The organism is Mesorhizobium sp. P160187, from assembly GCF_057766425.1.
Genome location: NZ_JBYMDX010000003.1, coordinates 628,144 through 642,365 on the forward strand (window position 1 = coordinate 628,144; position 14,222 = coordinate 642,365).

12 protein-coding genes are annotated in these 14,222 nt (G+C 64.2%); 6 read left to right on the forward strand and 6 right to left on the reverse strand.

The window, feature by feature from the left end; translation table 11 throughout:
• Positions 1 to 72: 72 nt before the first annotated feature.
• On the reverse strand, positions 73 to 1,617 hold the full coding sequence (locus AC3CCE_RS06330) for an amino acid permease (protein ID WP_352510367.1): 1,545 nt from the start codon (positions 1,615 to 1,617) through the stop codon (positions 73 to 75).
• A gap of 17 nt (positions 1,618 to 1,634) precedes the next feature.
• Positions 1,635 to 2,453 carry an N-formylglutamate amidohydrolase gene (locus AC3CCE_RS06335; RefSeq protein WP_352510366.1) on the reverse strand — a complete coding sequence of 273 codons (819 nt, stop codon included), beginning with the start codon at positions 2,451 to 2,453 and terminating at the stop codon, positions 1,635 to 1,637.
• 147 nt (positions 2,454 to 2,600) lie between these two features.
• Between AC3CCE_RS06335 and AC3CCE_RS06340 the strand changes: the two genes are divergently transcribed.
• The 3 genes from AC3CCE_RS06340 to AC3CCE_RS06350 all read left to right on the forward strand — a co-directional run bounded on the left by AC3CCE_RS06340 (position 2,601) and on the right by AC3CCE_RS06350 (position 7,891).
• Complete coding sequence (locus tag AC3CCE_RS06340; RefSeq protein WP_023686446.1) at positions 2,601 to 3,428, forward strand: MurR/RpiR family transcriptional regulator; 828 nt, start codon at positions 2,601 to 2,603, stop codon at positions 3,426 to 3,428.
• Positions 3,429 to 3,599: 171 nt separating this feature from the next.
• Positions 3,600 to 4,763 carry an efflux RND transporter periplasmic adaptor subunit gene (locus tag AC3CCE_RS06345; RefSeq protein WP_023686447.1) on the forward strand — a complete coding sequence of 388 codons (1,164 nt, stop codon included), beginning with the start codon at positions 3,600 to 3,602 and terminating at the stop codon, positions 4,761 to 4,763.
• Entirely contained in the window at positions 4,760 to 7,891 is a 3,132-nt protein-coding gene (locus tag AC3CCE_RS06350) for an efflux RND transporter permease subunit (protein WP_352624341.1), read from the forward strand. The genes AC3CCE_RS06345 and AC3CCE_RS06350 overlap by 4 nt, the downstream gene beginning before the upstream one ends.
• Positions 7,892 to 8,073: 182 nt before the next feature.
• Here the strand turns inward: AC3CCE_RS06350 and AC3CCE_RS06355 are convergent, their stop codons facing one another.
• From AC3CCE_RS06355 to AC3CCE_RS06365, 3 genes are read right to left on the reverse strand one after another with little or no spacing between them, the layout of a single operon-like run.
• Positions 8,074 to 9,111, reverse strand: a complete 1,038-nt coding sequence (locus tag AC3CCE_RS06355) for a zinc-binding dehydrogenase (protein WP_352624713.1) — start codon at positions 9,109 to 9,111, stop codon at positions 8,074 to 8,076.
• Positions 9,112 to 9,122: 11 nt separating this feature from the next.
• A complete protein-coding gene (locus AC3CCE_RS06360; protein WP_488377116.1) occupies positions 9,123 to 9,323 on the reverse strand; it encodes a zinc-binding dehydrogenase in 201 nt (66 codons plus the stop codon).
• Positions 9,320 to 10,570 carry an acyl-CoA dehydrogenase family protein gene (locus AC3CCE_RS06365; protein WP_488377117.1) on the reverse strand — a complete coding sequence of 417 codons (1,251 nt, stop codon included), beginning with the start codon at positions 10,568 to 10,570 and terminating at the stop codon, positions 9,320 to 9,322. Before AC3CCE_RS06365 ends, AC3CCE_RS06360 begins: the two co-directional genes overlap by 4 nt.
• 116 nt (positions 10,571 to 10,686) lie before the next feature.
• Between AC3CCE_RS06365 and AC3CCE_RS06370 the strand changes: the two genes are divergently transcribed.
• Genes AC3CCE_RS06370 through AC3CCE_RS06380 form a run of 3 tightly spaced genes read left to right on the forward strand, consistent with a single transcriptional unit; the run spans position 10,687 to position 13,045 of the window.
• Positions 10,687 to 11,502 (forward strand): SDR family oxidoreductase, encoded by an 816-nt coding sequence (locus AC3CCE_RS06370; RefSeq protein WP_352624717.1) that lies wholly within the window; start codon positions 10,687 to 10,689, stop codon positions 11,500 to 11,502.
• The gene (locus tag AC3CCE_RS06375) at positions 11,499 to 12,014 is read left to right on the forward strand and encodes a MaoC family dehydratase (RefSeq protein ID WP_280790513.1); all 516 of its coding nucleotides are present in this window, start codon (positions 11,499 to 11,501) and stop codon (positions 12,012 to 12,014) included. Before AC3CCE_RS06370 ends, AC3CCE_RS06375 begins: the two co-directional genes overlap by 4 nt.
• On the forward strand, positions 12,011 to 13,045 hold the full coding sequence (locus tag AC3CCE_RS06380) for a phosphotransferase (protein WP_352624719.1): 1,035 nt from the start codon (positions 12,011 to 12,013) through the stop codon (positions 13,043 to 13,045). The genes AC3CCE_RS06375 and AC3CCE_RS06380 overlap by 4 nt, the downstream gene beginning before the upstream one ends.
• Before the next feature lie 246 nt (positions 13,046 to 13,291).
• On the opposite strand, the gene AC3CCE_RS06385 is transcribed toward AC3CCE_RS06380, so the two are convergent.
• Positions 13,292 to 14,215, reverse strand: coding sequence for a hypothetical protein (locus tag AC3CCE_RS06385; protein WP_352624721.1), 924 nt, complete (start codon positions 14,213 to 14,215; stop codon positions 13,292 to 13,294).
• Between the last annotated feature and the right edge of the window lie 7 nt (positions 14,216 to 14,222).

Genomic DNA, 14,222 nt, shown 5'->3' on the forward strand with positions numbered 1-14,222 from the left:
TCCCCTTTGCGTTCTTAGCTGGCCGGCCCTGCCCCGGTCGGCTTGCGCCGGCCGGAGCATCTAGTCTTGCTGTTAACCGGCCGTCTGGCCGACGGCTGCTTCCGCGGCCGCGATCTCCGAAGCGCGGCGAGCAATGTCGGCGCCGATCGGCGGGCCTTTGAAGCGGCGCGATTCGATGCCGAACCACAGCACCACCAGCAGAACGATCAGGCCGATGGCATAGTTGATCAGGATGTCGAAGGGCGGCTGGATGCCGGCATACATCAGCACCAGAACGCCAAGCACCGTGATGACGGCGAACGGCTTGGACCAGATGCCGAGGCGGAACGGGCCGAATTCGGTCCAACTCTTGCCCTCGGCAAGCAGGCCTGCGGCCACCGGCATGGCGTAGGACACGTAGAGGAACAATGCACAGCCGGCCGCCAGTGCGGCGAAAGCCGGCGAGTACAATGTCGCTGCGACAGCGAGCACCGCTCCGAGCCAGATCGCCGCCACCGGCGTACGCCATGTCGGGCTGACGGTTTTCCACACCGACGAACCGGGCAGGCCGCCGTCACGCGCGAAGGCAAAGATCATGCGCGAGGTCGACGTCAGTCCGGCGAGCGCGCAGATGAAATTCGCCAGCACGATTGCGATGGCAATCATGCTCTTCAGCAGGAATGGTGCCGGCAGATTGTTGAAAAGATTGAACCAGGCATTGGCGCCATCCTTGGCCGTCGCTGCCAGATCGGGGCTGGCCAGTACGAACGAAACGGCCATGACGAAGCCGAACACCAGCGACCACAGGACCGAATGGATCATGCCGCGCGGCACCGCCACGCGGGCATTGTGGGTCTCTTCGGACGTGTGGGCCGAAGCGTCGAAGCCGGTGATGGTGTAGAGTGGGTAGAGCAGGCCGATTAGGAAGGCGACGAGTGCCGTCCGTGCGGTCGGAACGTAGCCTGCGCCTGGATCACCGGTGTTGTTGACGAAGGTGGTGAGCCGCGAGAAATCCCAGCTTGCGCCCCAGATCAGGAACATCGCGGTCAACACGACGGCGACGACCAGAATGAGGTAGCCCGAGAAATCCGTCAGCATGGTGGTGAGCCTGATACCGAAATGGTTGATCAGCGCCTGCGCGACCGTGATGATCACAACGCCGATCACCTGCTCCTGATAGCCCCACGCGGAGACGTCGTGACCGAACACGCCGGACCAGACAAGGTCCTTGAACAGCGCATAAACGCCGACATTGACCGAGGCGACGACGAAGACCAGGCCGAGCAAGTTGATCCAGGCCGTGGCCCAGCCCCAGCCGCGCCCGCCGAGAATTGACGACCAGTGGTAGAGACCGCCGGCCGTCGGATAGGCCGAGCCGATCTGGCCAAGGGACGCGGCAACGACAAGTGCAAAGACGCCGCCGATGACCCAGCCGACAGTCGCCTCGAAGCCGCTGCCGGTCGCCATGGCCAGCGGGAAGGACGTGATGCCGCCCGCCAGAATGCAAATGATCGAAAAGGAAATAGCGAAGTTCGAGAAGCCGCTCATGCGGCGAGCCAACTCCTGGGCATAGCCCATGCTATGGAGGGTTTTTACATCCTCCGATCTTTCAGCGTCTGATTTGTCCGGTCCTGCCATTTTCGTCCCCTGTTTTTCTAGCTGGCCGATTGAACTGACTTTCCCACTGCGTGTCGCCGGGAACCCTTTGCCTCCTCGGGTTCCAGGTCAGAAAAAATGCCTGTGAGCAGATCCGCCCATTTCCGCTGCCCGGTCTCGCCGGAGATCTCGTCGTTGCGGATTTCGATCATTGCGCAGGCAAGGCCGCGCGAGCGTGCATGGCGCTCCAAAGTGAAATAGACGCGGTCGGCCGGCGAATATGGCTCGTTGATGCCGACACTGACGCCGGAGAGCCGCTGCAGCGCCGCTATGAGCGGCGACGCCAGCCGGCGGTCGTCATCGTGGATGATGCCGATATGCCAGGGCCGGTTCTTGCCCTTGTAGACCGGGGTGAAGGAATGCACCGACACCAGCCGGGTCTCCTGCCCACGCGCCTGCCGGTCGTCGATGATCGATGCGATCGTGTCGTGGAACGGCCGCCACGACAAAGCGATGCGCTCGGCGCGCTCACTGTCCGACAGGCCGGCATTGCCCGGAATGGCCGTCGTCTCGCTGACCGGCGGCACCAGGTCCGGTGCGTCGAGCGGACGGTTGCAGTCGATGATCAGGCGCGAGATGCGGGTTTCGATGAGCGTCGCATCGAGGGCGGTCGCGATGCGGCGGGCCACCGGCAGCGCGCCGGGGTCCCAGGCGATGTGGCGGGAGAGATCTTCGGCCGGCAGGCCAAGCGTGCCGAATTCGGATGGCAGGAAGTTGGAAGCGTGGTCGCAGGTCAGCACGAAAGGGCTGGACCCGCCGGGGTTCGTCACCCCTACGATATCAGACGATGCAAGGCTGGCGGGCCGTGCTCTCTCCATAGTCTGCCGTCCCCTGGGGAGCGCTGTATCTTATGTTACGTATTTTGCGTCATTGCGTCCCTGTGGATGATTTCATACAGTTTGTCCGGCTTTGTCAAACGCGATTTCGGGGAAGCGGTCTGGACGGGCTCAGGGGTGGGGAAAACGATGATTTCCAGCATTGCCGAACTGATTTCGGACCGCATCGGCACGATGCCGGCCGGCGAGCGCCGCGCCGCGCAAACGCTGATTGCCAACTATCCGCTGATCGGGCTGAAGACGGTCGCCGAGTTCTCGACCGCCGCCGGCGTATCGTCGCCGACCATCCTGCGCTTTGTCTCCAGGCTGGGGTTCCAGAACTATCCCGAATTCCAGTCGGCGCTGCAGGACGAACTGGCGGCGCAATTGCAGTCGCCGGCATCGCGCACGCTCAATCCGGCCTCACCGGGCAGCAGTGCCGTGTCGCCAATGCTGGAGGCGACGCTGGACAATATGCGCGAGACCTTCAGGCATCTGTCCGACAGGCAGCTTGCCGACATCGCCGAAAGGCTCGCCGAACGGCGCGGCAAGACATTCCTGATCGGCGGCCGCTTCACCGATCCGTTGGCGCGCTACATGGCCGCCCACCTCGCCATCATCCAGCCCGACGTTTATCACCTCGCCGGTCAGGAGAGCATCTGGCGCGACCGGCTGATCGACATGGGCAAGCGCGACGTGCTGGTGATCTTCGACATCAGGCGCTACCAGGACAGTCTGGTACGCTTTGCCGAGACCGCGCATCAGCGCGGCGTGCAGATCGTGCTGTTCACCGACCAGTGGCTATCGCCGATCGCCCGCTTCGCCCGCCATGTCATTGCAGGACGCACCGCCGTGCCTTCGGCGTGGGACTCTTCCGCCGCTCTGTTCGTTGTCGCCGAGACGCTGATCGGCGCTGTCACCAGGCAACTCGAGGCCGACAGCGCCAAGCGCATCCGCGACCTGGAAAGCCTGCGCTGACACGCTCAATCCCGGCCGCAGGTGCGCAAAATTACGCAGATTTAATGTGCATGGAAGCGGCAGAATTGCCATAAAGCCATGATATTGCGGCGGCTTCGCACATACCGGGTGCGTCGCTGCGCGTTTTTTTGCTTGGTGAAACCGGTAGACGTTTTGCCAACCGGAGTGTCGATGGTCGCCTGGAAACAGATCGTTTTTGCGCTTGTGATCCTGGTCGCGGCTGTCCTCGCCTGGGCGCGATTCTTCCCGGGCGCGCCGGAGGTTCTGGCACGCTGGGGCATCGACTGGACCTATGCTTCGGCGCCCGCCACAACCGGTGCGGTCGACACGACAAAACAGGCAGGCGGTCGCAACGCTGCCGGCCGCCCGGCAAATGTCGTCGCCTTGCCTGCGGCCACCGCCACCATCAACGATCGCCTGCAGGCGATCGGCACCGGCCGCGCCAACGCCTCGGTGACGGTCAACCCGTACAGCTCCGGCCGGCTGGTTGAATTCCTCGTTCAGTCCGGCACCCGCGTCGACAAGGGGCAGATCATCGCTGTTCTCGATTCCGAGACCGAGGTGATCTCGCAGGATCGTGCCAAGCTCGCCTTGCAGGATGCCCAGGACAAGCTCGAGCGGGTGAAATCATTGAGGGCCTCCAACGCCGCGACCCCGGTCGCCGTCGCCGATGCCCAAGTGGTGCTGGCCGGCGCCAAACTGGCGCTGCAGGATGCCGAACTCGCCTTGCAGCGTCGTTCGATCGTCGCCCCTATCGCCGGCACGGTCGGCATCCTGCCGATATCGGCCGGCAATTACGTCACCAGCCAGTCGGCGATCGCCACGCTTGACGACCGCTCCTCCATCCTGGTCGATTTCCTGGTGCCCGAGCGCTTTGCCGCCGCCGTCAAGGTCGGCGCGCAACTGTCGGCGACGCCGATCGCCAATCCGAGCAAGGCCTATACCGGCACCGTGTCGGCCATCGACAACCACATCGACGAAAAGAGCCGCACTCTGCTGGTCAAGGCTGCAATCGCCAATCCGGCGGATTCGCTGCGCGCCGGCATGTCGTTCGGCATCACCATGCGCTTCCCCGGCGACACCTACCCGGCCGTCAGCCCCCTGGCGATCCTGTGGGGTTCCGACGGCGCCTATGTCTGGCAGGTCGAGGACGGCAAGGCCAGGCGCGTTCCCGTGCGCATCATCCAGCGCAACACCGAGACGGTGCTGATCGACGCTGAGATCGAGGATGGCGACATGGTGGTGACCGAAGGCACCCAGAGCGTCAGCGAAGGCGGCGCGGTCCGCATCGCCGGCCAGGATCAGCGCGCCGCGGACGCGGCCGAAGGCTCATGACCGCGCCTGTCAGCACCGCCAGCGAAACCGGCTTCACCGCTCTCTTCATCCGCAGGCCGGTCATGGCCTTCGTGCTGAACACGCTGATCGCAGTGGCCGGCCTTGCCGCTTTCTACGGCGTCGAAATCCGCGAACTGCCCGATGTCGACCGCGCCGTGGTCACCGTGTCGACGGCTTTCGAGGGTGCCGCCGCCGAAACCGTCGACCGTGAACTGACCGACACCATCGAGGGTGCGGTCGCGCGCGTATCCGGCGTCAAGTCGATCTCGTCGACCTCGTCCTTCGGCCAGAGCCGCGTCACCATCGAGTTCAACGACGGCGTCGATTTGAACGTCGCCGCTTCCGACGTGCGCGACGCGGTCGGCCGTGTCGCCAACATGATACCGGAGACCGCCGATCCGCCGCGCATCGTCAAGGCCGATGCCAATTCCGATGCCGTGATGCGACTGGCCGTCACCTCCGACACCATGTCGGTGCAGGACATGACGGTGATTGTCCAGGACCAGATCGAGGACGAACTGGCTGCCGTGCCTGGCGTCGCCGACGTTCAGGTCTATGGCGACCGCGACAAGATCTTCCGCATCGATGTCGACCAGAACAAGCTCGCCAGCCTCGGCTTCACTGTCGCCGATCTGAGGGCAGCGCTTGCCTCGGTCGCTTTCGATTCACCAGCCGGTTCGATCACCACCACCAACCAGGATCTCATCGTCCGCACCACGGCCGATGTGACGACGCCGGAAGAATTCGAAAACATCATCATCGGCGGCACGACGCGCATCCGCGACGTCGCCACCGTCACGCTTGGTCCCGACATCGGCCAGACCTCGTTGCGCTCCGACGGCAAGACCGGCATTGGCCTTGGCATCATCCGTCAGGCGGAATCGAACACGCTGGACATTTCCACCGGAGTGAAGGCAGCCGTCGCCAAGCTGCAGGAAAACCTGCCCAAGGGCATGTCGATTAAGATCACCAGCGACGACGCAGTCTTCGTCAACGGCGCCGTGCACGAGGTCGAGATCGCGCTCGGCCTGTCGATCTCCATGGTGCTGATCGTCATCTACATCTTCCTGCTCGACTGGCGCGCGACGCTGATCCCCGGTCTCTCAATGCCGGTCGCCATGATTGGCACCATCGCCGCCATCTATCTCGCCGGCTTCTCCATCAACATCCTGACGCTTCTGGCGCTGGTGCTGGCGACCGGCCTTGTCGTCGACGACGCCATCGTCGTTCTGGAAAACATCGTGCGACGGCGCAACGAAGGCATGGGGCCTCGTGCCGCCGCCGTGCTCGGCGCCCAGGAAGTGTTCTTCGCAGTCATCGCCACGACGCTGACGCTCGTTGCCGTTTTCGTGCCGATCTCCTTCCTGCCGGGACAGACCGGCGGCCTGTTTCGCGAATTCGGCTTCGTCCTCGCCATGTCGGTGCTGCTCTCCTGCGTGGTGGCGCTGACGCTGTGCCCGATGCTGGCCTCGCGCATGTTGACCGGCGCATCGCTCCACCATGAAGGCGGTCACGGCATTGGCGCGCGCGTCGGTGGCGCGCTGAACGCGGCCTACAAGCGCGCCCTGCATGCCTGCCTTGGCGCGCCGTGGATCGTGCTGCTGGTTGCGGTGCTGTTTGCGGGCGTCGCCTTCAGCCTGTTCGGCACCATCCGCCAGGAACTGACGCCGAGCGAGGACCGCGCCGTCGTGCTGTTGCGCATCAACGCGCCGCAAGGCGTCAGCCTCGATTACACCACGCAGCAGATGCAGAAGATCGAGCGGCTGATCCAGCCGCTGCGCGATTCCGGTGAGATCGTCTCGACCTTCGAAAACGCCGGCCAGAACGGCGCCTACAATTCCGGCTTCATGGTGATGACGCTGGCGCCGTGGGACGAGCGCACGCGCAGCCAGCAGGAGATCATGGCGCAGATAAGCCAGCTGACCCGGCAGGTGCCATCCGTGCGCATCTTCCCGGTGCAGGCCAATAGCCTCGGCATTCGCGGCGCCGGCAACGGCCTGCAATTCGCGCTGGTCGGCAACGACCGCAAGGCGCTCGGCGACGCGGCGGTGAAGATCATCGCCCGGATGCAGGCCGATCCGCGCTTCCAGACGCCGCGGCTTTCCATCGACCCGACGCAGCCGCAGCTGGCTGTCGCCATAGACCGCGAGCGCGCCTCCGATCTCGGCATCGACATATCAGGGCTCGCCAACACCTTGCAGGCGATGCTCGACGGCAACGATGTCGTCGATGTCTACATCGCCGACCGCAGCTATGGCGTGAAGCTGGTCTCGACCACCAACCCGATCAATGATCCGACCGATCTGGAAAACATCTTCCTGAAGACCGCCGACGGCCGCTTCGTGCCAATGTCGACCATCGCCACGCTGACCGAGCGCGCCGTGCCGCCGTCGCTGACCCGCGAACAGCAGCAGCCTTCGGTGGCGATCACCTCGAACCTGAACGGCAATTTCGCACTGGGTGACGCGCTCGGCGTTGCCGAGCAGATCGCCGCCCCGCTGCTGCCGCCGGGCAGCCGCGTCCTGCCGCTGGCCGAAGCCGCGACGCTCGGCGAGACCAACAGCGCCATGATCACCATTTTCGGCTTCGCGCTGGTCATCATCCTCCTGGTGCTCGCAGCCCAGTTCGAAAGCTTCGTCAGCGCCGTCATCATCATGGCGACGGTCCCGCTCGGCCTTGCCTGCGCAATCTTTGCGCTGCTTTTGTCAGGCACCAGCCTCAATGCCTACAGCCAGATCGGCCTCGTGCTTCTGGTCGGCGTAATGGCCAAGAACGGCATTCTCATCGTCGAATTCGCCAACCAGCTGCGCGACCGCGGCCTCGGCGTGCGCGAGGCGATCGAGCAGGCCTCGATCATCCGCCTGCGGCCGGTGATGATGACGATGATCTGCACCATCCTCGGCGGGGTCCCGCTGGTGCTGGCCGCCGGCGCCGGTGCCGAAGCGCGCATCGCGCTCGGCTGGGTCATCGTCGGCGGGCTGGGTCTCGCCACCGTCTCGACGCTATTCCTGACCCCGGTCGCCTACCTCCTGCTCGGCCGCTTCGTCACGCCGAAGACGCATGAGGAAGCGAGGCTGAAGCGGGAGCTTGAGGAAGCGGCGTACACGAATGTGGAGCCGGCGGAGTAGCTCCGCTTACCCTCCCCCTTGTGGGGAGGGTCGGACCGCAGGTCCGGGGTGGGGGTGCAGCGCCAACTAACGTCGGTGCAGCGCTCCCGCGAATAACAGAGGTAGGAGCCAAGACCCCCACCCCGACGAAAGAGCAAAATTGCTCTTTCGTCGACCCTCCCCACAAGGGGGAGGGTCGAAAGTCACGGCCTGATAAACACCTTCCCGTTCGGCTTGGCCAGCTCCGCCGGGACCTTCGCCATCGCCTCATCCAGCGGTAGCACCGCCGTCACGTCGGTCGACCAGCGCCCATCCGAAAAGCGCTTTTGTGCTTCCATGATCGCCGGGCCGCGCTTGTCGCGGAAGTGGCGCATCCATTCGACCAGCCAGAAGCCTTCAATGTGCTTGTGTTGGAAGATCATCTGGCCGGGCTCACGGATGACAGTGGTGTCCGGATCGAGCCGTCCATAGATGATCCAGCGCGAGCGCTTCGGCATGGCGTCGAAGATCGCCGAGGCCAGCGGCCCGGTCACGGCATCGAGGAAGATGCGCGGCTGCTCGGCCTTGACCACATCGCGTAGTGCTGCCTTGAAATCCGGCGCCTTCTCGTTGAGCACATGGGCAGCCCCGATCTCCTTCAACAGCGGAATCTGCTCGTCGCGGCGCACGGTGACGATCGGCCGGAACCCAGCCTCCTTGGCGAGACCCGCGATCAGCTTGCAAAGCTGGCTGGCGCCGGCGGTCATGATGAAGGCTTTTTCGCCCGTCTCCTTGACGATGTCGAACATGGCGAGCGCCGTGAGCGGGTTGACGATCATCGCCGCGCCATCCTCGTCGCGGACCGTGTCGAGCAGCGGAATGCAGCCGGCAGCTTCGGCAACTGCATAGTCCGCCCACGCGCCCCAATTGGTGACGCCTGTGGTGAAGGCGATGCGCTTGCCGATCAGGCTTTTCGCATAGGGCTCGTCGCCGCTGGCAACGACCGTGCCGACACCCTCGAAGCCGGCCGGCTGGCCCTTGGCGCGCGGCTGACCGTACTGGCCCTTGATGAACATGACGTCGGACGGGTTGATCGAGGCGAGGCTGACCTTGATCAGAACCTGGCTCGGTCCGGGCGTCGGCACGCCGATGCTGCCAAGCTTGAGATACGGCTCCATCGCCTCCAGCACGCTGCCGGAGGGCGTCCTGGTGTAGCCGTCGCCGGTCAGCAGCAGTGCTCTCATGTCTGAAGGTATCGGCATGGCGGGGCTCCTTAACGTTTGAGGATGAGCTTGCCGGATGCGCCACGGCCAAGCACGCGCGTCACCACGGCGGCGGCATCGGCCAGCGGATAAGTGCCTTCGATGGCCGGCCGAACCTTGCCGGCGAGATGCCAGCCGACCAGCTCCTTCAGATTGTCGGCATGGACGAGCTGGTCGAGCGGCGCGAAATCGCGGGCGATGAGGGTTTTCATCCACTCAGAACCCTTTCCTGCGTGTATTTCCTGAGCTCCGTGCGCGCCACCTGCCGGCGGTGCACGGCGTCCGGCCCGTCGGCGAGGCGCAGGGTTCGCAGATGCGTCCATGAGCGTGCCAGCGGCGTGTCCTGGCTGATGCCTTGCGCGCCGAACATCTGCACTGCCTCGTCGGTGACCTTGAGCGCGACGCGCGGTGCGATGACCTTAATCTGGCTGATCCAGGGCGCGGCTGCGCGCGCATCGCCCTGGTCGATCATCCACGCCGCCTTGAGGCAGAGCAGCCGCGCCATCTCGATCTCCATGCGGCATTCGGCGATGATGTCGAAATTGGCGCCGAGCTTGGCCAAGGGCTGGCCGAAGGCCTCGCGGCGCACCGAGCGCTGGCACAGCAGCTCCAGCGCCATTTCGGCCTGGCCGATGGCGCGCATGCAATGGTGGATGCGGCCGGGGCCAAGCCGCCCCTGGGCGATCTCGAACCCCCTGCCCTCGCCGAGGATCAGGTTTCCGGCCGGCACCCGCACATTGTCGAAGCGAAGATGCATGTGGCCATGCGGCGCGTCGTCGTCGCCATAGACCTGCATCGGCCGCAGCTTGGTCACGCCCTTGGTGCCGGACGGCACCAAGATCATCGAGTGGCGGCGGTGCTGCGGATCGGCTTCGCCGCCGGTGCGGACCATGACGACATAGATGGCGCAGCGCGGATCGCCGGCGCCTGATGCCCACCATTTCTCGCCGTTCAGCACATAGTTTTCGCCCTGCCGTTTGCAGCGCATGGCGATGTTGGTGGCGTCGGAGGACGCAACGTCAGGCTCGGTCATCAGATAGGCCGAGCGGATCTTGCCCTCGAGCAGCGGCTCAAGCCATGCCTGCTTGTGGTCGTCCGAGCCGTAGCGCTCCAGCACCTCCATATTGCCGGTGTCGGGCGCCGAGCAGTTGAAGGTCTCGGCGCCGAGATGCGCCTTGCCCATCTCCTCGGCCAGATAGGCATATTCGACGGTTGACAGCCCATAGCCGCGCTCGGAGCCGGTCAGCCAGAAATTCCACAGGCCGCGCTCCTTGGCCGTTTTCTTCAACCCTTCGAGGATTTCGGTCTGCCGCGCGGTATAGACCCAGCGGTCGCCGCCCTTGCCGACCTCGCTCAAAAACTCATGATCGAGCGGCATGATCTCGTCGCGCACCATGGCGGCGACGCGGGCGTGGATCGGCTTCAGCCGCTCGGTCATGCCGAGATTCATGTCCGCCATCGGTCTCCAACCCTTTCACGCATCCAGGCACTTTACCCGTGGCAAGGATGACCGTACTTCGGATAGCCTTGTCAACGCGAACTCTTGCCGGGCGGCAAGGAAGAGGCGGAGGATCGATGAGCTATCTCGACGAGTTGTTCTCAGTGGTCGGCAAGACCGCGCTCGTGACGGGAGCCGCGACCGGCATCGGCCGCATGGTGGCGACCGCTTTGGTCCAAGCCGGCGCCACCGTGATGATCGCTTCGCGCAAGGGCGAGGATTGCATCAAGGTCGCCGCTGAGTTGAACGGGCTCGGCGGCTCCGGCAGTGCCGAAGGCTTTGCCGGTGACGTCTCGAGCGAAGCAGGCATTGCCGCGCTGGTCGGCGAGGTCAAGGCGCGCACCGAGAAGCTGCATATTCTGGTCAACAATGCCGGCATATCCTGGGGTGCCTCCCTGGAGGATTTTCCCTATAGCGGCTGGGCCAAGGTGTTCGCCGTCAACGTCACCGCCGTCTTCCATCTGACGCGCGAATTGCTGCCGCTGCTGGAAGCTGCGGCCAGCGATGCCGATCCGGCCCGCGTCATCAATCTGGGCTCGGTGATGGGCACGCAGCCGCTGGCCGACGATGCCTATTCCTACACGGCCTCCAAAGGCGCCGTTCACCACCTGACGCGCACGCTGGCGATCGAGCTCGCGGCGCGGCGCATCACCGTCAACGCCTTTGCGCCCGGCCCCTTCCAGAGCCGGATGACCGCCTTTGCCACCGGCACCGAAGAAAAGGCCAGACATGTCGGCAGCCATGTCCCCATCGGCCGTATCGGCGTGGCGGATGACATCGGCGGCGCAACGCTCTATTTGTGCAGCCGTGCCGGTTCCTATGTCACCGGCGCCATCCTGCCGATCGACGGCGGGCAGTCGGTGCAGCATGGGCTGACATTGTTCAAGGAATGAGCCGCGGTCGGCGGCAAGGGGAGGACACCGCAGTGGAACCGATCAGTCTCGATGTGCTTCTGGCCAGCGTCGGCAAGGAAGTCGGCGTCTCGCCATGGCGCGAGGTCACACAGACCATGATCGACCAGTTCGCCGACGCCACCGACGACCACCAGTTCATCCATTGCGACCCCGAGCGGGCCAAAAACGAGACGCCGTTCGGCGGCACCATCGCGCATGGCTTCCTGTCGTTGTCGCTGCTCTCGGCGATGACCTTCGAGACCATGCCGCCGCTGGAAAAGGGCAAGATGGGCGTCAACCACGGTTTCGATTCGCTGCGCTTCCTGGCGCCGGTGAAGACCGGCGCGCGCATCCGCACCCGCTTCGTGCTGGCCGACGTCAAGGTCAGGCCGTCGGGCTGGGTGCAGACGGCGCATGACGTGACCATCGAGATCGAAGGCTCGAAGAAGCCGGCGCTGACGGCGCGCTGGCTGACGCTGACGCTGATCGAGCGTGAGCCGGAGACCGCATGAGCGGCGACGCCAACGCGCTGGACCAGACGGCACTAGCGCCCTATCTCGAGGCGCACATCCCGGGATTTGCCGGGCTTCATTCCATCGAAAAATTCAAATCCGGCCAGTCGAACCCGACCTATCTGCTGACCGCGGCCAGCGGCCGCTATGTCCTGCGCGCCAAGCCGCCGGGCCAGTTGCTGAAATCGGCGCATCAGGTCGACCGCGAATTCACGGTCATGAAGGCGCTGGCCGGCACCGCCGTGCCGGTGCCGGCGATGCTGCATCTGTCGGCGGAGGCGACGCCGATCGGCCGCATGTTCTACGTCATGGATTTTCTCGACGGCCGCATCTTCTGGGATCCGGCAGTGCCGGAGGCCGCTGGCAACGATGAGCGCGCCACCCTCTACGATGCTATGAACGCCACGCTGGCGGCCCTGCACGATGTCGATGTCGAGGCGGTCGGGCTCGGCGATTTCGGCAAACCCGGCAATTACTTCGAACGCCAGCTGGCACGCTGGACCAGCCAGTACCGCGCCTCGGAGACCGGCACGGTCGCCGACATGGACCGGCTGATCGCCTGGTTGGAGACGCATACGCCGGCCGATGACGGCCGGATATCCCTCGTGCATGGCGACTACCGGCTGGACAACATGATCTTCGCAGCCAGTGAGCCGAAAGTGCTGGCGGTGCTCGACTGGGAACTGTCGACACTCGGCGATCCCTTCGCCGACATCGCCTATCAATGCATGCAATGGCGCCTGCCGCACGCCTCGGGCTTTCGCGGTCTTGGCGGCGTCGACCGCGCCGCCCTCGGCCTGCCCTTGGAGGAAGCCTATGTCGCGGCGTATTGCCGTCGGCGCGGGCTGGCCGGCATCGACAATTGGAGCTTCTTCCTCGCCTTCTCCTTCTTCCGCCTGGCGGCCATCTGTCAGGGCGTCTACAAGCGGGCGCTCGACGGCAACGCCTCCAATCCCGAAAAGGCCAGGACCTATGGCGAAGCGGTGAAGCTGCTGTCGCACCTTGCCGCCAAGCTGATCGACCGAACCTGACTCGACAATGAGATATTGTGGTCGGCGCGATTTGATGACAGATCGGATCAGTTCCGTTCCCCGACCGGGGAGCAAGCCCATACGGAGGTGGCAACCGGCCTGGAAACAGGACGCAAACCGATCACCGTCTGTACAAAGAGCATGATGCCGAAAGTGTGAAGCGGTTTTCGGACGACATCATGCTCTATCAATTTGATTAGACCCGGATTCAGATTTCAGGTCAATTCGACCTGAAATCATCCTGCTCTAGCGCGCATCGCTGGAAATGAACTTCATGTGCCGGCTAACTTGCAGGGCGATGTAGACGACCAGCGAGCATCCGATCGGAAACACGATCTCAATGAGGCCGGTGGCGACAGCCTGCGGCAATGCCAGCGCAATGTCCTTGGCTGCGGCAGTCTCGATCGTTAGCGCCGTGATCCCGCCGCCGAACACCGCGCCGGCCAAGGCACCCGCCAGCATGAAATGCAGCGAGCGAGGTTCTTCCTTGGATGCCAGCGAAGCCAGCATCCAGCCCAGCAAACCATACTCGATCGCCCGCAACATACCGAGCGTGGTGAGCGACAGGATCACGGGCTTTGCCGATACATCAAGCGCGCTCACCATCACCTTTTGCGTACCTTTGGCGATGCCCATGGCCAGCGGCCCCGAGATCATGGCGATAAGGCCGCCAAGCGAGGCTCGCACCTTGGTGATCGCCGTGCCGAGGCTGACGCCGGCGCAGACGAAGAATGACCAGGTCACGCCTTGCGCCAAGTCTATCAGAACCTGGGTTGGCGCCGGGTGCGAACCTGCCGCAAATCCGGCAGTCAAGATAAGCGCTTCCATGGCGAAGCCGATTGCGATCGCCAGCCATGCGACTATCACGACCCGCCTGAGCGCTAGCCTTGCGCCATGAGAAAGTGGATGTGCGCCCGGCAGCCCGGACGAAAGCTCTATCGAAGCCATAGAGGCCCCCCAAAACCGAAATTTCTTGCAGAGCCGCCAAATAGGCTTTGTTTGTAACAGTCCGATGTTGCCTGCGTGCGCCCAGGTTACACATGCTGTGACATAGATGCTGGCGAAATGGACCAGAACGGGCACGACTATTCGAGAGAAAGCTTGAGGTCGCTTTTTGATGCCCCTGACAGCGCCCTTGCCCGTTTCCGTACAGCGTATATATTTAGTCATGCACAAC